General features: G+C 59.9%; 17 protein-coding genes, 1 tRNA gene and 1 pseudogene. 17 read left to right on the top strand and 2 right to left on the bottom strand.

Going from position 1 to position 21032, the window contains the following annotated elements:
- From AX760_RS04845 to AX760_RS04825, 5 genes are all read left to right on the top strand, one after another.
- Nucleotides 1–1063, top strand: a 1063-nt coding sequence (locus AX760_RS04845; protein ID WP_245294929.1) for a Mu transposase C-terminal domain-containing protein, incomplete at its 5' end; no start/stop codon positions are given.
- A gap of 2 nt (nucleotides 1064–1065) precedes the next feature.
- Nucleotides 1066–2043, top strand: a complete 978-nt coding sequence (locus AX760_RS04840; protein WP_071831852.1) for a TniB family NTP-binding protein — start codon at nucleotides 1066–1068, stop codon at nucleotides 2041–2043.
- The gene (locus AX760_RS04835) at nucleotides 2043–3860 is read left to right on the top strand and encodes a TniQ family protein (protein ID WP_071831851.1); all 1818 of its coding nucleotides are present in this window, start codon (nucleotides 2043–2045) and stop codon (nucleotides 3858–3860) included. Before AX760_RS04840 ends, AX760_RS04835 begins: the two co-directional genes overlap by 1 nt.
- A gap of 203 nt (nucleotides 3861–4063) precedes the next feature.
- The gene (locus AX760_RS04830; protein WP_342587483.1) at nucleotides 4064–4753 is read left to right on the top strand and encodes a TIGR02117 family protein; all 690 of its coding nucleotides are present in this window, start codon (nucleotides 4064–4066) and stop codon (nucleotides 4751–4753) included.
- A gap of 189 nt (nucleotides 4754–4942) precedes the next feature.
- Nucleotides 4943–5959, top strand: a complete 1017-nt coding sequence (locus AX760_RS04825) for a GlxA family transcriptional regulator (RefSeq protein WP_087149166.1) — start codon at nucleotides 4943–4945, stop codon at nucleotides 5957–5959.
- 88 nt (nucleotides 5960–6047) lie between these two features.
- On the opposite strand, the gene AX760_RS04820 is transcribed toward AX760_RS04825, so the two are convergent.
- Nucleotides 6048–6123: transfer RNA gene (locus tag AX760_RS04820), tRNA-Lys, on the bottom strand.
- A 193-nt stretch (nucleotides 6124–6316) separates the two neighbouring features.
- Here AX760_RS04820 and AX760_RS04815 point away from each other — a divergent pair.
- Complete coding sequence (locus AX760_RS04815; protein WP_071831849.1) at nucleotides 6317–7066, top strand: cytochrome c biogenesis CcdA family protein; 750 nt, start codon at nucleotides 6317–6319, stop codon at nucleotides 7064–7066.
- Between the two features lie 86 nt (nucleotides 7067–7152).
- Nucleotides 7153–8115, top strand: coding sequence for an AEC family transporter (locus tag AX760_RS27570; protein WP_071831848.1), 963 nt, complete (start codon nucleotides 7153–7155; stop codon nucleotides 8113–8115).
- Here the strand turns inward: AX760_RS27570 and AX760_RS04805 are convergent.
- Nucleotides 8086–9294 (bottom strand): annotated as a pseudogene (locus AX760_RS04805) (UbiH/UbiF family hydroxylase); the annotation flags it as partial. The gene AX760_RS27570 and the pseudogene AX760_RS04805 sit on opposite strands and share 30 nt — an antisense overlap.
- Nucleotides 9295–9644: 350 nt before the next feature.
- Between AX760_RS04805 and pcsA the strand changes: the two are divergent.
- From pcsA to yjfF, 10 genes are all read left to right on the top strand, one after another.
- The gene (gene pcsA, locus AX760_RS04800; RefSeq protein WP_071831846.1) at nucleotides 9645–10370 is read left to right on the top strand and encodes a phosphatidylcholine synthase; all 726 of its coding nucleotides are present in this window, start codon (nucleotides 9645–9647) and stop codon (nucleotides 10368–10370) included.
- A 12-nt stretch (nucleotides 10371–10382) separates the two neighbouring features.
- Nucleotides 10383–11360, top strand: a complete 978-nt coding sequence (locus AX760_RS04795; protein ID WP_071831845.1) for a quinone oxidoreductase family protein — start codon at nucleotides 10383–10385, stop codon at nucleotides 11358–11360.
- Nucleotides 11361–11411: 51 nt separating this feature from the next.
- Nucleotides 11412–12989, top strand: coding sequence for an ABC transporter ATP-binding protein (locus AX760_RS04790; protein ID WP_071831844.1), 1578 nt, complete (start codon nucleotides 11412–11414; stop codon nucleotides 12987–12989).
- The gene (locus AX760_RS04785) at nucleotides 12979–14073 is read left to right on the top strand and encodes an ABC transporter permease (protein WP_071831843.1); all 1095 of its coding nucleotides are present in this window, start codon (nucleotides 12979–12981) and stop codon (nucleotides 14071–14073) included. Before AX760_RS04790 ends, AX760_RS04785 begins: the two co-directional genes overlap by 11 nt.
- Nucleotides 14073–14993 (top strand): ABC transporter permease, encoded by a 921-nt coding sequence (locus tag AX760_RS04780; RefSeq protein WP_071831842.1) that lies wholly within the window; start codon nucleotides 14073–14075, stop codon nucleotides 14991–14993. Before AX760_RS04785 ends, AX760_RS04780 begins: the two co-directional genes overlap by 1 nt.
- A gap of 49 nt (nucleotides 14994–15042) precedes the next feature.
- The gene (locus AX760_RS04775) at nucleotides 15043–16113 is read left to right on the top strand and encodes a BMP family ABC transporter substrate-binding protein (protein WP_071831841.1); all 1071 of its coding nucleotides are present in this window, start codon (nucleotides 15043–15045) and stop codon (nucleotides 16111–16113) included.
- Between the two features lie 171 nt (nucleotides 16114–16284).
- Nucleotides 16285–17247: a galactofuranose ABC transporter, galactofuranose-binding protein YtfQ gene (gene ytfQ, locus AX760_RS04770; protein ID WP_071831840.1), complete on the top strand. Its 963-nt coding sequence runs from the start codon at nucleotides 16285–16287 to the stop codon at nucleotides 17245–17247.
- A gap of 269 nt (nucleotides 17248–17516) precedes the next feature.
- The gene (gene ytfR / locus AX760_RS04765; protein ID WP_071831839.1) at nucleotides 17517–19040 is read left to right on the top strand and encodes a galactofuranose ABC transporter, ATP-binding protein YtfR; all 1524 of its coding nucleotides are present in this window, start codon (nucleotides 17517–17519) and stop codon (nucleotides 19038–19040) included.
- Nucleotides 19040–20062, top strand: a complete 1023-nt coding sequence (locus AX760_RS04760) for an ABC transporter permease (RefSeq protein ID WP_071831838.1) — start codon at nucleotides 19040–19042, stop codon at nucleotides 20060–20062. Before ytfR ends, AX760_RS04760 begins: the two co-directional genes overlap by 1 nt.
- Entirely contained in the window at nucleotides 20059–21027 is a 969-nt protein-coding gene (gene yjfF, locus AX760_RS04755; protein WP_071831837.1) for a galactofuranose ABC transporter, permease protein YjfF, read from the top strand. Before AX760_RS04760 ends, yjfF begins: the two co-directional genes overlap by 4 nt.
- The last annotated feature ends 5 nt before the right edge of the window (nucleotides 21028–21032 follow it).

Raw genomic sequence — 21032 nt, 5'->3', positions numbered from 1 at the left:
TCGATCGTCCACATCGCAGCTTCCTTTCGTGATTCGAAAGCACAAAAGGAATCACAACCGCGCACAACCCGCAAACCGAAGTCCGCTAACCGATTCCGCCGATTCTCAAAGTCTCCGGACGGACACTAAGGCGCGTCCCTTTATCGAGAGTCTGTTTCATTCCATCGGTCCGCTTATCGCTTCTTTCTATGAAGGTCAGACGTTCGGATCGGTGGACAAAAAGGGTGACTATAATCCCGAACACCATATTAGCCTCCAGGTGGATGAGATGATCCGTCTCTTCACCTTCGCGATCTGCGATATCTACCACAACAAGCCGCACAGCGGCCTGGGCGGCGCTTCTCCGCACAACGCCTGGACAAGAGCTGTGCAAGAATATGACATCGAGGTTCCGAGCCAGGACCCCGCGCAGATGCTCCATATTTTTGGGGTCAAGTTCAAGCGCCGCATTGGCCAATACGGCATCCCCTTCATGGGGATTCCGTTCGGTAACGATGAACTTCACCGTCAGCGCACGAAATACGGCCAGATGGAATTTGAGATCAAAGTCGATCCGGAAAACCTGGAGCACATTGCCGTTCGCGGAGATGAGGGCTGGTTCGTCGTCAAAAACATGGTCGATCTGGGTGGCAACGTGTCCCTGGCCGAATGGGTTGTGGCCCGTCATACGATCCGCAACCAGCATGCATCGGAAGCCGAGGCCGGCCTCGCAGCGATGAACCGCGCCATCAACCGGATGCGGGACAGTGGTGAGGCGGCGGCACTACGGGCAAACCTGACACCACGTCATATGAACGCTCAGCATTACGAGATCGTTGAGGCTGAGCTCTTCGGGGCTTGGCAGGCGGTACGCTCCGCAGACACGCCCGCTTTGACCAAGGCGTTTGCGCTTCCCGACGATCCGCTACGTGGCGGTTCGGTTTCCGATTCACGTTTGGTACCCGCTTACCACGATGAGCGTGAACTTGATGCGAGGAAGAAAAAGAAGACCGCCCTGATCGAGCAATCTCCCGAAATCATGCCATCTGCCGAAATCCCGGTGAACTACTACGAGGAGTACTGAACATGACCGACCTCGCCAATGTCGTCTCCCTCCAGTCCTTCCGGGCCATGCGTGCAGATGCCAAGCTCAACTACATCGACCATGCCCGCGATGCCCGGCTTGCCGCGACTTTGCGCGACCTCGTTGAGAACGTCGAAGCCTGCCGCGAGGGCTTTGGATCAGCCCGTCGGGCGCTGTTCCTCATCGGGGATTCAAGAAGCGGAAAGTCGTGGGCATTGAAGCATCACTTCAGTCTTGTCCCCGAGTTGCAATCGTATGAGAACGAGTTTGGAGAGACGGTACGACCTCTTCTTAGCATTGAGGCACCGAAACCCTGTACGTCGAAAGACTTTGCACGGGCGATCCTCGATGCCATCGGCGTACCGTCGAAATCCAAGATGACCGAGGGTGAACTGTACGCCACCGTCAGGATGCAGTTGCGGGAACGGGGAATCGTCTATCTTCATGTCGATGAAGCACAGCATCTCCTACATCACACGCGCAAAGACCTGATTCATGACGTTCAGGATCGTCTCAAAAGCCTGATGCAGATCGATGACTGGCCGTTGCATACGATCTATTCAGGTGTGCCTGAACTGGCGAATCTGCTTAAAGGCGATCAGCAGTTGGCCAACAGATCTCTCGTCATCCGCTTCATTCCGGTCGGCCTTCCGGAAGACAAGGCAATTATCCAACGAGTTATCAAAGAGACTGCCATCGAGAGATGCGGACTGCGTGTCACCGCCGAACTCGACACCGACGATTTTCTTTGCAGGCTTTGCCATGCGAACGCAGGCTCGTACGGCAAGATCATCGAGACGGTCCAGGCGGCATGTATTTTGGTGATGAAGAAAGCCGGAGCCGAACTGGACCGGCGCGCTTTCGTGCATGTCTACCAGGCTCATTCAGGTTGCCTGCCGTCAGACAATGTCTTTTCGTCCGCACGATGGAGCGAGATCAACCCCGCCAACGCTTTGGCCGACCTGGAAGGAGTCAACTGATGGCACTCGCTGTTAAGCTTGAATACCATGCAGAGGAGGCACCGATTTGCTTCGTAGGGAGGCTTGCCGCAGCGAACGGATTTCCGTCACTGCGAAAGTTCCTTGCCCATACAGAAACGACTGCCAGTGCGATCGTACGTGGTGAGGCGGCCGCTTTGTCTTTTGTCAGTGAATGGTCGGGCGTTCCCGCTGACAGTCTCGGTGCGCTTGCCTCCGAAGCTGGCGGTGCCGGAATGCCCTGGTGTCTCGGCAGGGCGACCTTCAACAAGGACATGCGTTCTGCGCGCTTGGTTCGGTTTTGCCCTGACTGCGTTCTTGACGACCAAGAACGTGGAACGGGGCGGGTTGTATCGCGTGCCTTCTATCGTGCCTGGTGGTCGGTACGCGGCATTGAAGGGTGTCATATCCATGATCGGAAACTAACTGAAGTGGCGATGTCCGTTGATGGCGATCCGTACGATTTCTCGCAGTTCGTCACGGATAACATGGAGTTCATTCGGGCAGAGGCTTTGGTCGCAGTCCCAAGGTCACAGCCGATGCTGGACCGCTATCTGGTCGATCGTGTCTTCGGGTCGAGCGGGGCATCGTTCCTTGATGGAGTCGAGGCCCATGTGGCGGCGGAATTTTCACGCTATCTCGGTGAATTTCTGGTTCTCCATGATGTTGGAGACCGTCTGCCTGCAGGGACAGCTCCGGGCGAACGGGGGTTCAGGGTCGCAAATGAAGGCGAGAATTCAATCCGCAACGTGATCGCGGAGGTAATTAAACGCGAACACCCGAGAACTAAATACGCGGGAGGGCTATTGGGAAAGATGATCCGTTGGCTACGCCGCAACATCTCGAAGGATGCCTACCGGCCAGTCGTGGACCTCGTGCAGGACATTCTAGAGCGCAACATGCCGTTTGGCCCTGGCCAGACCATCCTCAAACCCGTCATGTCTCGTCACCTGTATTGCGTCAATTCCGCTCACGCGGAGTTCGGCCTGCACAAGGAGAGGATTAGAACCCTGATGGCGGCACTGCCAGGCTTCCGATCAGGCTTTCCAGATGCTCAGACCTACTTCGATGCGGTGGCCGCCAGACCTATCCTGCAGGCGGCCTCGGTAACTTTCACAGGCAAGGAGGCTGGCAACGCTCTGGGACTGAGTAACCCGAGGATGTGGGACCTTATCGATGCAGGGATCATCGAGGTGGTCGAAAAACGTTCTGACGGAACGCGGGCCTACGCACGTATCCGCAGGGCCACCGTGAACGAAATTGAGCGCAAACTTGCCAACATCGTGACCACGGTTGAGACTGATGAATCGTTGATTTCGCCGGGCGCTGCCGCTCGCTTGTGGAGGCGACCATTCCACAAGGTGGTCGCCATGATTTTTGCCGGGGCGCTCAAGGCTTATCTACTGGTAGGCGATGAACCAGTCTTTTGTCGCTTACGCGTAAGACCAGACGGATTGAATCTAGATGTCAGTCCGGAAGCTGGCGGCGACGAGGATTGGATGCGCGTCAAGGAGGTAGAACGGGCTCTCGGGACGACCACCGCGACGGTGGCCGAGCTGATTGCGCGCGGCTATCTGCGTATGCGAAGCCTCCATCGGGAGACGGGAAGAACTGTAAAACTTGTCGAGCGACAATCCGTTTCGGAGTTCGAGACGGCGCATGTCTCTTTGTCGGGGATCGCGAAATCCAGGAATGGCTATAGGGCCCTGATCAAGGCCGACCTCGAGAAACTCGGAGTCTTTCCGATCTTTGAACCGGAGGGTTTCATCGCCCGCTTCTACAGAAGGTCTGCCCTTGCCCAAGTGGGTTTCAAGGTCTGACGAAGCCTTTAATTCCTGATATCAGAACCCGCTCCGGCGGGTTTTTTCATGCCGAGTCGCCAGATGTGCCCAAATCAAATACCACCAGAAGTCCGCAGCTTTTTGTAAGCCCTGAAAATTATCTAGCTTTTTCAATGGTTCGAATTCATAAATGGACAAACCAAGACCACGTAATCACAACGGAAAGTGCGGGAACCTCCGTCATGATGAAGCGGCTATTGCGCGGGGTCGGCCTCGTCGTCCTGATGTCGGTGACCGCGTTGATCGCCGGAACCGTGGTTCCGCGACCGCCATGGACGGATAGTCGATCGCCGGATGCGGCCCCGAAGCGCGAAATTCTTCTGCTGAGCAATGCGATCCACACCGACATCGCCATTCCCGTCGATCCGGACTTGCTTTTGCGCTTCGGGTTTCTTTCCGCTGGCGGGCTCGCTATCGACCAGCCGGGCGTCCGCTATCTGGTGTTCGGCTGGGGCGGGCGCGCCTTCTATATCGAGACGCCGGAATGGTCGCAGCTGAAACCCTTGCCTGTTCTGAAGGCGTTGACCGTGGACCGGTCGGTGATGCACATCGAGCGGGCGGGCGGCATTGATCGGGCGCATCCGGCCGTGACGCCGCTCGCCATGGACAATGCCGGCTATCAGCGTCTTCTACAGTTCATCGAGGCGAGCTTTGCGAAGCAAGGCGACATGCCCGTCGCCATACCTGGCGCGGCCTATGGGCAAAACGATATCTTCTACGAGGCAAACGGTCGCTTCAACGCGCTTCTCGGCTGCAACACCTGGACGTCGGCCGCGTTGCGCCAAGCCGGCCTTGCCACGGGCTGGTGGAACCCGCTGCCGGCGACGCTGTCAGTCTCGCTGGCGCTGCACAATGATCTGCCGGACCGATAACGCAAAAAAATCGGGCCAGAGCGGCATGTCTGCCGCCCGGCCCGCTCCGGTAAAAAGAAGATCGGACAGGGGAATTTCCGAATTTCAACAAGCCAGGGCGGCTTGCAACAGGAGGTCCTAACCCGGTCATCATGCCCGAACAATGCGTTTCGATTTGACAATGCCCGCATATAATTTGACATTTTGCGAATGCGTGTGAAACAATCTTCGGACGAGCCGGTCGAGATCGTGCTCGTGGTGCTGCCCGAATCCTCCATTATGTCGCTGGCCTCCGTGCTGGATCCGATGCGGGCTGCCAATCGCGTCTCCGGCGGTACGCTGTTTCGCTGGCGCATTGTTTCTCCGGATGGCACGCCGGTTCTCCTGACCTGCGGTGTCAGCATCGCCGTTGATGGCCGGTTCAGCGCAAAGGAGCAGGGCGATGTGCTGCTGATCATCGGCGGTTTCAATCTCGAGCGACATGCCGGGCGGCGCTTCATTGCCAGCCTGCAGGCGGCGGCCGGCCATTTCGGCGTCATTGCGGGCATCGAATCAGGCTGCTGGCTGCTGGCCCGCTCGGGCCTCGTCAATGGCCGGTCTGCCGCGGCCCACTGGGAGGAACTGGAGGATTTTGCCCAGGCCTTTCCGGATATTGCCGTGCGCGCCGACCGGTTCGTTATCGATGGCAAGTTCTGGACCTCCGGCGGCGCATCGCCGACCTTCGATATGATGCTGCATCTGATCCGCCAGCGTTTCGGCTCGGCCGTGGCGCTCGATGTCGCCAGCATCTTCGTCTATGACGAGATGCATGCAGCGACTGACGCGCAGCCGCTGGTCTCGCTTGGCCGCATCGAGGCGATGGATCCGGAAATCGCCGCCGCCATCCGGCTGATGGAGCGCACGCTGGACAGGCCGCTTTCCGTGGCGGCCCTGTCTGTTCGGCTCGGCTTGTCGCAGCGCAAGCTGGAAACGCTCTTCGCCCGCGTGCTCGGCATCAGCCCCGGCGTCTATTACCTGCGTCTGCGCCTGCAGGCGGCCCACCGGCTGGTGCGCGATACGCGGCTTTCCATGCGTGACATTGCGCTGAGGGCCGGCTTTGAAAGCCTCTCCACCTTCTCCCGCGCCTTCAAGCAGCATTATGGCGAGAGCCCGCTGAAGGTGCGCAAGGCTGTTTCTGGAATGGGTTTCGATCCTGCCGTCGATGTCCCTGAATTGGGAAGCGTATAGGCAGCACGGCGGCAGCGGAAAGGGTCGTGACGATGAACGAACCGGTTCCGATTGAAAGAACCGAAGCGTTTGTGATGACTGGGAATTTTGGTGAGCGCGCAGGGATTCGAACCCTGGACCTACAGATTAAAAGTCCGTTGCTCTACCAGCTGAGCTACGCGCTCCCAACGCCGCGACTTTGTGTGTCTGGCGGAAGTGGGCGGACATATGCACAGCGAACTTATCAAGGTCAACCCAAAAAAGTGCGGGTGCGACAGATTAGGCGGTTGCGCCGATAATCTCCGAAAGGTGATTGGCTCGTGCCGGGCAATGGCGCTAAGAGAGCGCTGAACCATTGCCGCTGGAGTTGTTGACAAGGTGTCGATCGCCGATATTTCCATCTGGACCGCCCTTGTTGCCGGTGCCCTGTCTTTTCTGTCGCCTTGCGTCCTGCCGCTGGTGCCGCCCTATCTCTGCTACATGGCCGGTATTTCGGTCGATCAGTTCCGCGGCAACGGCGCGGCTGTGGCGACCGCGCAGACGCGGCGTGCCGTTTTCGGCGCCTCCTTCTTCTTCACGCTGGGTTTTGCCACCGTGTTCGTGGCGCTCGGCGCCGGAGCATCGACGGTCGGCCTGATGCTGCGCCAGCATATCGATATTCTGTCGCGCGTCGGCGGTGTCATCATCATCATCATGGGCCTGCATTTCCTCGGCCTTTTACGAATAGGCCTTCTCGGCCGCGAGGCCCGCTTCCAGGGTAGCGGCAAGCCGGCGACGCTGTCGGGCGCCTATATCATGGGCCTCGCTTTCGCCTTTGGCTGGACGCCCTGCATCGGCCCGGTGCTCGGAACCATCCTCGGCGTGGCCGCCGCCCGTGAAACGGTCAGCGATGGCGCGCTCCTGCTGGCCGTCTATTCGCTCGGCCTCGCCGTACCCTTCTGGATTGCCGCCGGCTTTTCCGGGGCCTTCATGGGCTTCCTGTCGCGCTTCCGTCGGCATCTCGGCCTGATGGAAAAGCTGATGGGTGGCCTGCTGGTGCTGGCTGGCCTCGCCTTCGTCTTCGGCTTCACCACCACGGTTGCCATCTGGTTCCAGCAAACCTTTCCCATCCTGATGAAAATCGGTTAAGCACCGCCATGTTTTAAGATTTTTGCGGACCTGTCTGTCGATGGCCAGAACCGTAAAGGGCAGAACCGTAAAGGGAAGTGTCCGACATGGCTGAAATTTCCGGTTTGGTGCTGCCGTTCTTCGGCCTGATTTTCCTCGGCTACCTGACGGCGCGCCTCGTGCGCCAGCCGGCGGACGCGATGGGCTGGCTCAACACGTTCATCATCTATCTCGCTCTGCCCGCATTGTTCTTCAAGCTGGTCTCGACCACGCCGTTCGAACAGCTGGCACGATTCGACTTCGTCTTGAGTTCAGTCTGCACGACCTATCTGGTTTTCGGGCTGGTCTTCTGCGCCGGGCGTTTTCTGCGCCGCAACTCGCTTGCCGAATCAACTGTGCAGGGACTGGCGGGCGCCTATGGCAATATCGGCTATATGGGGCCGGGGCTCGCCTTGCTGGCCCTGGGTGAGCCGGCCGCCGTGCCGGTGGCACTGATCTTCTGCTTTGAAAATGTCCTGCATTTCATCGTCGCACCGGCGATGATGGCGCTTGCCGGCGGCGAAAAGGGCGCTCCGGGGGCTCTTGCTCTCCAGATCGCCCGAAAGATCGTCCTGCATCCGTTCATCCTCTCGACGCTGGCCGGCGTTATCGGCGCCTATTTTGCGGTCCAGCCGCCTTTACCGGCGCAGCGTTTGATCGACTACCTGGCGCAGGCCGCAGCCCCGTGCGCGCTGTTTGCCATGGGCGTGACGCTGGCACTGCGCCCGCTGAAGCGCGTCCCGGCCGAGATCTTCTATATCGTTCCGGCCAAGCTCCTGCTGCATCCGGTTCTGATGTATCTTGTGCTGAGCTTCGTCGGCAATTTCGATCCCGTCTGGATCAAGACGGCGGTGCTGCTGGCTGCACTCCCGACAGCCACCAATGTCTTCGTCATCGGCCAGCAATACGGCGTCTGGCAGGAGCGGGCGTCCGCCACGATCCTCATCACCACGATGCTGTCCGTCGCCTCGGTGACGCTTCTGCTCTATCTGATGGGGGCAGGCCTGCTGCCGGCCGATCTTTTCCCTTAAAGTGCGGCGCAGAGACTGCAGGGCGCTGCCGGGCGAAATGCCCTCGCGCATCATCAGGTTGCGCAGTGGTGCAGCGCTCGAGAGCACCTGCAGGCCGGCGGCGCGCAGCATCTGCACCGGCAGGAAAGCCGAGAGCAGCGAGCGATTGAGAAGATCGACGCTCGCCGTCCGGCTGAGAATGTCGGGCCGCCGGGCTCGGTCATGGCGATCGCCGATATCAGAGGGTATGGCACTCTCCGCAGCCGGACCCAGCAGTGCAACCAGACCGGTAATGTCGCGCAGGCTGAGATTGAGCCCCTGCGCGCCGATCGGCGGAAAGGCGTGGGCGGCTTCACCGATCAACACCGTGCGCCCCTTGCCGAAGCGGTTTGCGATCATGCCCGACAGCGGAAATGTCTGTGGCGCGGTATCGATGGTGATCCTGCCGAGCATCGATTGCATGCGCTGCTCGACGGCGAACGACAGGGCTTCCAGCGACAGCGCTGCGGTTTCGGCTGCAGCCTCGGGTTTGCGCACCCAGACGAGGCTCGAGCGGTTGCCGGGCAGGGGAACTTGGGTGAACGGACCATCCTCGGTGTGAAATTCCGTCGAAATATTGCGGTGCGGCAGCTGATGAGCAAAATTGAGGACGACGGCGGCCTGCGGATAGGACCAGCGATGCACATCGATGCGCGCCGCCTCGCGCACGGCGGAACCTCGTCCATCGGCACCGACAACGAGGCTCGCCGTCAGCGCACTTCCGTCATCCAGAACAACCACGCTTGCAGTGTCATCGACGGTCAGATCCGCAAAGGATTTCTCGATCCGGATGATCCGCGCATGGGCAAGCACGGCAGCCTCGACCAGCGCCAGGAACGGTGCATTCGGGATGTTGAAACCGAAGGCATCAAGGCCGACCTCGGCGGCATGGAAGGTTACTGTCGGCGCACGCAGCAGCCGGCTGGTGCCATCGACGATTCGCATCGAGGCGAGGGCCGCCGACAGCGGTGCGACGGAGGGCCAGAGGCCCAGCCGTTCGACGAGCGCGATCGACTGGTCCATCAGGGCCGTCGTGCGGCCATCGCTGCTCTTGGATGCCGGAGCGACGAGCGCCACGCGATAACCTTCATCCGCAAGTGCAAGCGCGCAAAGCCCGCCGGCAAGGCCCGCGCCGATGACAGCAATATCGTGATGGTCCATGACAATCTGCCTTTCCAGTGTCTTGGAGTGCATTCACTCCGCCCGTGTCTTTGCCGCCGCCAGCCATGCCAGCGGCACCGCGATCGCCTATGTCTAGCGCTGCAGGCATCCGAAAGAAATGGGCTGAATCAGCGCATGCCGATTGCTGCGTCCACAAGCGATTGCCGGCGCATCGCCGTGCGGCATGGATTTTGCTGGCAGCTTTCGGCAAAGGGTGCATATTACGCGCAACACCGCGCGAGCCGAAAGCGGGGGAAAAGCGAGCATGCAAGGGCCGGATCGCGCCTGTCATGTTGGCGGCAATGCGCAAGGTCAGGAAGCGCAAGTTTAGGGACAGGTAGCGTCTGCCGATGAAGTTTTTCAATTACAAGCGCGTGCCTTACGCGGAAATCCGTGCGTTCTCCGTGCATATCCTGACGGCATCCGGCTCTTTTCTCGCATTCCTCGGCGTCGTGGCTGCTGCCGAACACCGTTTTGTCGATATGTTCTGGTGGCTTGGCCTGGCGCTTGCCGTCGATGGCATTGACGGCCCGATCGCCCGCAAGGTCCGGGTCAAGGAGGTTCTGCCGAACTGGTCCGGCGATACGCTGGACAATGTCATCGACTATGTCACCTATGTGCTGTTGCCGGCCTTCGCGCTCTATCAGAGTGGCATGATCGGCGAGCCCTGGTCGTTCCTGGCGGCTGGCGCGATCGTCGTGTCGAGCGCCATCTACTATGCCGACATGGGCATGAAGACAGACGACTATTTCTTTTCCGGCTTTCCCGTGGTCTGGAACATGGTGGTGTTCACCCTGTTCGTCATCGACGCCAGCGAAATTACCGCATCGGTGGTGGTCTTCGTGTCGGTGCTGCTGACGTTCATGCCGATCAATTTCCTGCATCCTGTCAGGGTCCGGCGCTTGCGTCCGCTCAATCTGGCGGTGTTTGCCGCGTGGTCGGTGCTCAGCGTCTATGCGCTGCTGCTGCATTTCGATACGCCGGCTTGGGTGGTGGCCGGCGTCGTGGGCACCGGGCTTTATCTGTACGGGATCGGATTTGTATTGCAGGTTTTCCCGAAAATCGGACGTGGATGAGGAGATCGATCGATGGCACAGGCAATCGTGGTGAGGGCTCTGGGTGGGCCGGACGTTCTGAAGATGGAAGGCATCACGCTTCAGCCGCCCGGACCGGGCGAGGTGCAGATTCGCCAGGCGGCGATCGGTCTCAATTTCATCGACGTCTATTTCCGCACCGGTCTTTATAAGTCTGCCGAAGGTCTGCCCTTCATTCCGGGCAAGGAAGGCGCCGGTGTCGTGACTGCCGTTGGCGACAATGTCAGCCGTTTTGTTGTTGGTGACCGTGTCGCCTATGCGTCTGCGGACGGCGCCTATGCCAGCGAGCGCAACATCGAAATTGCCCATCTGGTCAAGGTGCCGGACGGCATTCCGCTGGAGACGGCGGGCGCCATGATGCTGAAGGGCATGACGGCGCAATATCTCCTCAACCAGACATTCAAGGTTGGTCCGGAAACGACCCTCCTCTTCCACGCTGCTGCCGGCGGTGTTGGGCTGATTGCCGGCCAGTGGGCCAAGGCGTTGGGCGCAACCGTGATCGGCACGGCCGGATCGCAGGACAAGATCGATTTGGCGCTGGCCCATGGCTACGACCATGTCATCAACTACAGGACCGACAATTTTGTCAGCCAGGTCAAGGAGATCACCAGCGGCAAGGGCGTCGATGTGGTCTATGATTCGGTCGGTCGCGACACCTATCCGGCCTCGCTCGACTGCATCAAGCCGCGTGGTCTCTGGGTCAGCTTCGGCAACTCGTCCGGCCCGGTCGACGCCTTCAACATTGGTGTGCTGGCCCAGAAAGGCTCGCTGTTTGCGACGCGTCCGACCCTGTTCGGCTATATCGCAACGCGCCCCGCCCTGGAGGCATGTGCAAATTCGCTGTTTGATATTGTGCAAAGCAACAAAGTGCGTATCAATGTCAACCAGACCTATGCTCTGGCCGATGCGGCCCAGGCGCATGCGGATCTTGAAGCAAGAAAAACGAGTGGAACGACGGCGCTCATTCCGTGATCGAAAACCCGAAAAGGGTATGAGACGGCGAGCGAGAAAAAGAGGGGCAGCGTGCCGGTTGAGGGAGAAGCAGCCAACAGGCCATTGCTGGCTGTTGGCAATCTGACGAAGCTGTTCGGCACATTCGCTGCCTGTAGCGGCATCAATCTCGATATCCGCCCGGGCGAAATTCATGCGCTTCTGGGCGAGAACGGGGCCGGCAAATCGACGCTGGTCAAAATGCTGTTCGGCGTTCTCAGTCCGAGCAGCGGGCAGATCCTGTGGCAGGGACAACCGGTCCAGATCCCCAGCCCCAGTGCTGCGCGAAAGCTCGGTATCGGTATGGTCTTCCAGCACTTTTGCCTGTTCGAAGCGCTCACGGTTGCAGAAAACATCGCTCTTTCCATGGATCCAGGCGTGTCCCTGGCCAACATTGCCGAGGAAGCGAAGCGACTGTCGGTCAGTTACGGTCTGCCGCTGGATCCAAACGCCCATGTGGCCGATCTGTCGGTTGGCGAGCGCCAGCGAATCGAAATCGTCCGGGCGCTTTTGCAGAATCCGAAACTGATTATTCTCGACGAGCCGACGTCAGTTCTGACGCCCCAGGAGGCTGATCGGCTGTTCGAGACGCTGGCCAAGCTGAAGGCCGAAGGCCGCTCCGTTCTCTACATCAGCCACAGATTGGAAGAAGTGCAGCGCATCTGCGACCGCGCCACCGTTCTGCGTCACGGCAAGGTGACCGGAGCCTGCGATCCGCGGCTGGAAACGCCGGCATCTCTCGCGCGCATGATGGTTGGCAGCGACGTCGCCCATGTCAGTGCCGCGGGAACAGACCTCAAGGGTGACGTTCAACTCGAAGTCCGACATCTGACCGCGGCTGCGCGCACGCCGTTTGCTGTTTCGCTGAAGGATGTCTGCCTCAAGGTTCGCGCCGGTGAAGTGCTGGCCATCGCAGGCGTTGCCGGAAATGGGCAGGGGGAATTGTTCGATGCGCTTTCGGGCGAATATCCGGTTCCCGATCCGGACGCGATCCATGTTCGCCAGAAACCGGCCGGCAATCTTGGGATTACCGCCCGCCGTCTGATGGGGGCGGGCTTCGTGCCTGAGGAGCGCCACGGCCACGCCGCTGTGCCGGCTCTGTCGCTTTCCGACAATTTGGTGCTGGCGCGCTGCCAGTCCGACCGGAAGGCGTTCATTGGCGGTGGATTTATCGGTATCATCCGGCAACAGGCCGTCAAACGCGCCGCCAAGCGCATTTCCGAGGTCATGGATGTCCGCAAGAGCAGCGACAATCCGGCGGCCGGCTCGCTTTCGGGCGGCAATCTGCAGAAATTTATCGTCGGTCGCGAACTTGATCGGCAACCGACCGTGCTGGTGGTCAACCAGCCGACCTGGGGTGTCGATGCGGGAGCCGCGAGCCGTATCCGTCAGTCCCTGGTCGACCTGGCGAAATCGGGTTCTGCCGTTCTTGTCATCAGCCAGGATCTCGATGAAATCTTCGAGGTGGCGACGGAGATCGCCGTCATCAGTGAAGGGCGGCTCTCCGAGGCCTATCCGGCAGCAACGCTGTCGCGCGAAAAAATCGGTCTCCTGATGGGCGGGATGGACAACCAGGCCGATGCGGCAAGGGAGACATCCCATGCGCATTGAACTCGAAAAACGGCCGAAGATCTCGACGCTGTTTTCCATTCTGTCACCCTTTATCGCGCTGATTCTGACGATTATCGCCGGGGCGATCATGTTCATGCTTCTGGGCAAGAACCCGCTGGATGCGCTTTACAGCTTCTTCGTGGAGCCGCTGCTTGAGGTCTGGTCGCTGCACGAACTGGCGATCAAGGCGGCACCACTGATCCTGATCGCCGTCGGCTTGTCGGTCTGTTATCGCTCCAACAACTGGAACATCGGCGCCGAGGGCCAGTTCATCATGGGCGCGATCGCCGGGTCGATCCTGCCCGTCGTCTTCTACGAATGGCACTCGCCGCTGGTGCTGCCGCTGATGCTGCTGATGGGCATGCTTGGCGGGGCGCTCTATGCCGGCATTCCTGCGTTCCTCAAGGCGCATCTGAATACCAATGAGATCCTGACGAGCCTCATGCTTGTCTATGTGGCGCAACTGTTTCTTGACTGGCTGGTGCGCGGTCCCTGGCGCAATCCGGACGGCATGAATTTTCCGGAAACCCGCACATTCGCCGCAGAGGCGATCCTGCCGGAACTGCTGTCTTCGGGACGCACCCATTGGGGGTTCGTCTTCGCGATCCTCGCCGCGATCCTGGTCTGGTTCATGATGCGCTATACGCTGAAGGGACTGGAGATATCAGTGCTTGGCCAGTCGGAACGGGCAGGGCGGTTTGCCGGCTTTTCCTCGCGCAAGATGATCTGGTTTTCGATGATGCTGTCAGGTGCCTGTGCCGGACTGGCCGGGATTGCGGAGGTCTCTGGTGCCATCCAGCAGTTGCGGCCGGTCATTTCGCCGGGCTACGGGTTTACCGCGATCATCGTCGCGTTTCTCGGGCGGCTCAATCCGCTGGGCATCATTGCCGCCGGTCTGGTGCTTGCCTTGACCTATCTCGGAGGCGAAGCGGCACAGCTGTCGATCGGCGTCTCGGAAAAAGTCACCCGTGTCTTTCAGGGGCTGCTGCTGTTCTTCGTTCTGTCCTGCGATACGCTCATACACTACAAGATCCGTGTCATCTGGTCGAAGCTGGGCGGCACGGCCGTAGATGGTGGCCACTGATGAGCATCGTCGAAGCAATCCTCCTCACAATCATTACCGCATCGACACCGCTGGTGCTCGCCGCCCTTGGGGAACTGGTGACGGAACGATCCGGTGTGCTCAATCTCGGTGTCGAGGGCATGATGATCATGGGCGCGGTCTGCGCCTTCGCGGCAACGCAAATGAGTGGATCGCCCTACATCGGTATTCTCGCCGGCATCGCGTCGGGCGCCCTCTTTTCGCTGCTGTTCGGCTTCCTGACACTGACGCTTGTTGCCAATCAGGTGGCGACGGGGCTGGCGCTGACCATTCTCGGTCTTGGCGTTTCCGGCATGATCGGCGAAGGTTTCGTGGGTATGTCCGGCATCAAGCTGCAGCCGATCGCCATTCCCCTTCTGTCAGACCTGCCTTACATAGGGTCGCTGCTTTTCCGGCAGGACATCATCTTCTACCTGTCGATTGCCTTGGTCGTCGGCGTGAACTGGTTCCTGTTCAAAAGCCGTGCCGGGCTTCGGCTGCGCTCTGTCGGGGACAGCCATGCGTCGGCCCATGCGCTTGGCATCAACGTCATCCGCACGCGCTATCTGGCGGTGATGTTCGGCGGCGCCTGTGCAGGGCTTGCCGGTGCCCAGTTGTCGCTCGTCTATACGCCGCAATGGGTGGAAAACATGTCGGCCGGGCGTGGCTGGATTGCGCTTGCGCTGGTCGTTTTCGCCTCCTGGCGGCCGTGGCGCCTGGTTGCAGGCGGCTATCTTTTCGGAGCAGTATCCATCAGCCAGCTGCATGCGCAGGCGTTCGGCATCGGAATTCCGTCCCAGGTCCTTTCGGCTCTTCCCTACCTGGCGACGGTTGTCGTCCTCATTCTGATATCGCATAACCGGCGGACGACATTGATCAATACGCCGGCGTCACTCGGCAAGCCGTTCGTGCCGGATCGATGAACCACAAGAACAATCGACGGGTCTATTTCTCAAACCGACAGGGGTCACTATGAAGAAAATTATTTTTGCTCTCGCAACCACGGCAGCCGTCCTCGGCTTTTCCGCCCAGGCCAGCGCCCAGGAAAAGGCCAAGGTCTGCTTCGTTTATGTTGGCTCGAAAACCGACGGTGGCTGGACCCAGGCCCATGATATCGGCCGCCAGGAACTGGAAACAGCACTCGCCGACAAGATCGAGACGCAGTTCCTCGAAAACGTTCCGGAAGGTCCGGATGCAGAACGCGCCATCGAGCGTCTCGCCCGCTCCGGCTGCGGCCTCATCTTCACGACGTCCTTCGGCTTCATGGACCAGACGGTCAAGGTTGCGGCAAAGTTCCCGGATGTGAAATTCGAGCATGCGACCGGCTACAAGGCCGCTCCGAACGTCGCGACTTACAACAGCCGCTTCTACGAGGGTCGCTACATCTCCGGTCAGATCGCTGGCAAGATGTCGACCAAGGGTGTGGCAGGCTACATCGCGTCCTTCCCGATCCCGGAAGTCGTGCAGGGCATCAACGCCTTCCTGCTCGGTGCGCGTTCGGTCAATCCGGATTTCAAGATCAAGGTCGTATGGGCCAACACCTGGTTCGACCCCGGCAAGGAAGCCGATGCTGCAAAGGCACTGATCGACCAGGGCGTCGATATCCTGACCCAGCACACCGATACCACCGCGCCGATGCAGGTGGCTGCCGAACGCGGCATCAAGGCTTTCGGTCAGGCGTCCGACATGATCAAGGCCGGCCCGGAAACGCAGCTGACGGCGATTGTCGATACCTGGGCCCCTTACTACATCAAGCGCACGCAAGCCTTCCTGGATGGCAAATGGGAAACAACATCAAGCTGGGATGGTTTGAAGGACGGCATCCTGACGATGGCGCCCTACACAAACATGCCGGATGACGTGAAGGCGATGGCGGAAGAAACCCAGAAGAAGATTGAATCGGGTGAACTGAAGCCGTTCACCGGCCCGATCAACAAGCAGGACGGCACCGAGTGGCTGGCCGCGGGCGTATCGTCCGATGATGGCACGCTGCTTGGCATGAACTTCTACGTTGAAGGCGTGGACGACAAGCTCCCGCAATAATTTCGCACATTGAGTGTGCGCTGCAACCTAGACGGGGACGGGCTTTGGCCCGTCCTTTTTCGTTTTACGACGTCCTCTTCGCAGGTGCAGCAACAAATCCCTGTTTACATAAGTCATATAGTATGATTTTTTCCCCCTACTGCACCATGCAGTTTTCTTTGGGAGGAAATCATGAAATTCGCAAAAGCACTTAGCTGTGCAACGATTTTGGCTGCCTGCACGTTCGGAACGGCCTCTGCCGCTGATTTGACCATCGGTTTTTCGCAGATCGGTTCTGAATCCGGCTGGCGCGCGGCTGAGACGACGCTGACCAAGCAGGAAGCGGAAAAGCGTGGAATCGATCTGAAATTCGCCGATGCCCAGCAGAAGCAGGAAAACCAGATCAAGGCGCTGCGCTCCTTCATCGCCCAGGGCGTCGATGCCATTCTGATCGCACCGGTTGTAGCCACCGGCTGGGATGAAGTTCTGACGGAAGCCAAGGATGCCGAAATTCCGGTCATCCTGCTCGACCGTACGGTCGATTCGAAGGACGATCTCTACCTGACTGCCGTTACCTCCGACCTCGTCCATGAAGGCAGTGTTGCCGGCAAATGGCTCGTCGACGCAACGGCGGGCAAGGCCTGCAATGTTGTCGAACTCCAGGGCACGACCGGTTCCTCGCCAGCCATTGATCGCAAAAAGGGCTTCGAAGAAGCGCTTAAGGGCAATGACAATCTGAAGATCATCCGCAGCCAGACCGGCGACTTTACCCGCACCAAGGGCAAGGAAGTCATGGAAAGCTTCTTGAAGGCTGAAGACGGAGGCAAGAACATCTGCGCTCTCTACGCCCACAATGACGACATGGCCGTCGGCGCGATCCAGGCCATCAAGGAAGCCGGCCTGAAGCCGGGCACCGACATCCTCGTCGTTTCGATCGACGCCGTGCCGGATATCTTCCAGGCCATGGCAGCCGGTGAAGCCAATGCGACGGTTGAGCTGACCCCGAACATGGCCGGTCCTGCCCTCGACGCCCTCGATGCCTTCCTCAAGGACGGCAAGGCACCGCCGAAGTGGATCCAGACCGAATCGAAGCTCTATACCCAGGCTGACGATCCGGCAAAGGTCTACGAAGAAAAGAAGGGCCTCGGCTACTGATCTGACGGTTGGCGCGCGGCCTTTGGGCCGTGCGCCGGCCATCTGCCCCAGAAGTCGGCAGCCAGACGGCCCGTTGACCGTCGAACGCCCGGCCCTGTTTCCTGATCCGCAAGCCTTGCAGCGATGAAGAGGGCAGCGTGGAGAGGGTCGCGATGGAGAGGAATTTCCTGGCGTCCTGTCCTGACTTCAAGACAGGATCCTTTCCTGGTTTTGGCAATTCGTAAGCTTCGGGCTACGGATAACATCAGTCTTCTCGAAAAGCCGGTATCATGCAGAACAGTCCAAACAATATCCTCGTCGCATCCGGCGTGGTCAAAACCTTTCCCGGCGCGATTGCCTTGAACGCCGTTGATTTCTCGCTGCGGCGCGGTGAAGTCCATGCTCTTCTCGGTGAAAACGGCGCGGGAAAATCAACCCTCATCAAGTGCATGACCGGGGCTTACCGCAAGGATTCGGGCGGGCTTGCGCTCGACGGTGTGGAAATCGACCCGCGCGACACGCTGGACGCCCAGAAGCTTGGCATCGGCACTGTCTACCAGGAAGTCAATCTGCTCGGAAATCTCAGCGTCGCCGAAAACATCTTCCTCGGTCGCCAGCCGCGCCGCTTCGGTCTGATCCAGACAGCTGAAATGAACCGGCGCGCCAGCGCATTGCTCGACCAGTATGGCATCCATATCAATGTCGCATCCGCGCTCGAAAGCTATTCCGTCGCCATCCAGCAGGTCGTGGCCATCGCCCGCGCGGTCGATCTGTCCGGCAAGGTGCTGATTCTCGACGAGCCGACCGCAAGCCTGGATGCGCAGGAAGTGGAAATGCTGTTCCGCATCGTCCGCGGTCTGAAGGAAAAAGGCCTCGGCATCGTTTTCATCACGCATTTTCTCGAACAGGTCTACGATCTCTCCGACCGGATAACCGTCCTGCGCAATGGCCGCCTCGTCGGCACGCGCGACACGGTATCGCTGCCGCGCCGGGAGCTTGTGACGATGATGCTCGGCCATGAATTGCTGGCTGTCGAAAAGGAGCCCCGTCAGACGGGCAGCGAGGCCGGGCCTGTGCGATTCCGGTTTTCCAACTACGGTAAGGCCGGCTCGATCAAGCCGTTCGACCTGGAGGTCCGCAAGGGCGAGGTGGTCGGCATCGCCGGTCTTCTCGGCTCCGGCCGCACTGAGACCGCGGAGCTTCTGTTCGGGATCGAAAAGGCCGACAGCGGCACGGCGGAAATTGCCGGCGTCCCGGCCAATCTATCCTCGCCACGGGCGGCCATCGCCAACCGTTTCGGCTTCTGCCCTGAAGACCGCAAGACGGATGGTATCATCGGCGATCTCTCGGTGCGCGAAAACATCGCGCTGGCGCTGCAGGCGCGGCAGGGCTGGGCGAGGCCGCTCTCCCAGGCCGAGCAGGTCGCGCTTGCCGATCACTACATCAAAGCCCTCGACATTCGCACCAGCGACCGCGAAAAGCCGATCCGGCTCCTGTCCGGCGGAAACCAGCAGAAGGCGATCCTCGCCCGCTGGCTTGCGACAAATCCGGAGTTCCTGATCCTCGACGAACCGACCCGGGGTATCGATGTCGGGGCGCATGCGGAAATCATCCGTCTGATCGAGGACCTGTGTGCCAAGGGCCTCTCACTTGTCGTGATTTCCTCCGAACTCGAGGAACTCGTGGCTTACAGTTCGCGCATCCTCGTCTTGCGGGATAGGGCCCATGTCGCCGAACTCAACGGCGCCGAGATCACCACCGACAACATTGTCAACGCCATCGCTGCATCCAGCGTGAACAAGGGAGCAGCGTGATGGACAGCGCAAAACGTCTCGGTCGGCGGCTCCTGCCGCAATTTATAGCGCTGGCGCTGATCCTGATGCTGATCTGGATGGTGTTTCCGGCCTTTTTCTCGCTGGCCATCCAGAATGGCCGCCTGTACGGCAGCCTCATCGACGTCCTCAACCGCGGCGCTCCGGTGGCCCTTCTGGCCGTCGGCATGACAGTGGTCATTGCAACCAAGGGCATTGACCTCTCGGTTGGGGCGGTGATGGCGATTTGCGGCGCGGTTGCCGCCGCCTCCAGCGTGCGCGGCGATCCGCTCGTCCTGACGCTGGTTCTGGCGATCGGCACCGGACTTTTGTGTGGTCTGTGGAACGGCTTTCTCGTTTCCGTCCTCAACATTCAGCCGATCATCGCAACGCTTGTGCTGATGGTTGCCGGGCGAGGCATCGCCCAGCTTGTCACGGAGGGCGCCATCCTGACATTCAATGATCCCGGCCTGATCTTCATCGGCAGCGGCGCATTTGCCGCTTTGCCGATGCCGGTGATCATCTGGTTCGTCTTCGGCATCGCCGTGGCGGTTCTCGTGCGGCGCACGGCGCTCAGCCTGCTGATCGAATCCATCGGCATCAACCGTCGCGCCAGCACGCTCTCCGGCATCCGTACGCCCGTCCTTCTGATGGCGGCCTATATGCTGTCGGGGCTGTGTGCGGCACTGGCCGGGCTGATCGTGACGGCGGACATCCGCGGCGCGGACGCCAACAATGCCGGTCTCTGGCTCGAACTCGACGCCATCCTTGCGGTCGTTGTCGGCGGAACCTCGTTGCTTGGCGGTCGCTTCAGCATCATTGCCTCCCTGGTCGGCGCCATGATCATCCAGGCGGTCAATACCGGCATTCTCCTGTCCGGCTTCCCGCCGGAGTTCAACCTGATCATCAAGGCGGCGATCATCGTCATCATTCTCGTCATCCAGTCGCCGAAGATCGAAACGGCCATGACGTTTTTCACGGCAAGAACCAAAGGCGTGGACAAGGCGGAGCAGCAGACCCGATGAACCAGAAATATCTCCCTCTTATCGCCACGCTGGTGATCTTCGTCCTGGCCTATGCGGTCTGTGCCTTCCAGTATCCGAACATGCTGTCGACACGGGTCGCCGGCAATCTGCTCACCGACAATGCCTTTCTGGGGATCGCTGCTGTTGGCATGACCTTCGTCATCCTGTCGGGCGGCATCGACCTGTCGATCGGCTCTGTCATCGCCTTCACCGGCATCTTCCTTGCCGTCATGCTGCAAAATACCAGCATCCACCCGCTTGCAGCCTTTGTCCTGGCGCTGGCAATCACCACGGCCTTCGGTGCGATCATGGGTGCGATCATCCACTATCTCGAAATGCCGGCCTTCATCGTCACGCTGGCCGGCATGTTCCTGGCGCGGGGCATGGCTTTTGTCATCTCGATCGATTCGATCCCGATCAAGCATCCCTTCTATGCGACGCTGAAGACGTTCTACTACAAGCTGCCGGGCGGCGGACGCATCTCGCTGATTGGCGGCCTGATGCTGTTCGTCTTCGCCGTCGGCATCCTCATCGCCCATCGCACCCGATTCGGCACGAATGTCTATGCGCTCGGCGGCGGTGCGCAGACATCGGCGCTGATGGGGGTGCCCGTCGGCCGCACGACGATCATGATCTACGGGCTTTCCGGTTTTCTGGCCGGCCTGTCGGGGATCGTCTATTCGCTCTATACGTCGGCCGGCTATTCGCTTGCCACCGTGGGCGTCGAGCTCGATGCCATCGCAGCGGTGGTCATCGGCGGCACCCTTTTGACCGGCGGCGCCGGATTTGTCGGCGGCACGCTTGTCGGCGTTCTGATCCAGGGCCTGATCCAGACCTACATCACTTTCGACGGCTCGCTTTCGAGCTGGTGGACAAAGATATTGATCGGTGCCCTGTTGTTTGCATTCATACTCATGCAAAAGGGTATTCTCTTTGTGTCGCGGCACAGGAGAACTCACGCGTGAGGGGG

This window comes from Pararhizobium antarcticum, from assembly GCF_001885585.1.
GTDB lineage: Bacteria > Pseudomonadota > Alphaproteobacteria > Rhizobiales > Rhizobiaceae > Pararhizobium > Pararhizobium antarcticum.
Note: the sequence above shows the minus strand (reverse complement) of the source record. Positions and strands in the feature narration are given on the sequence as shown.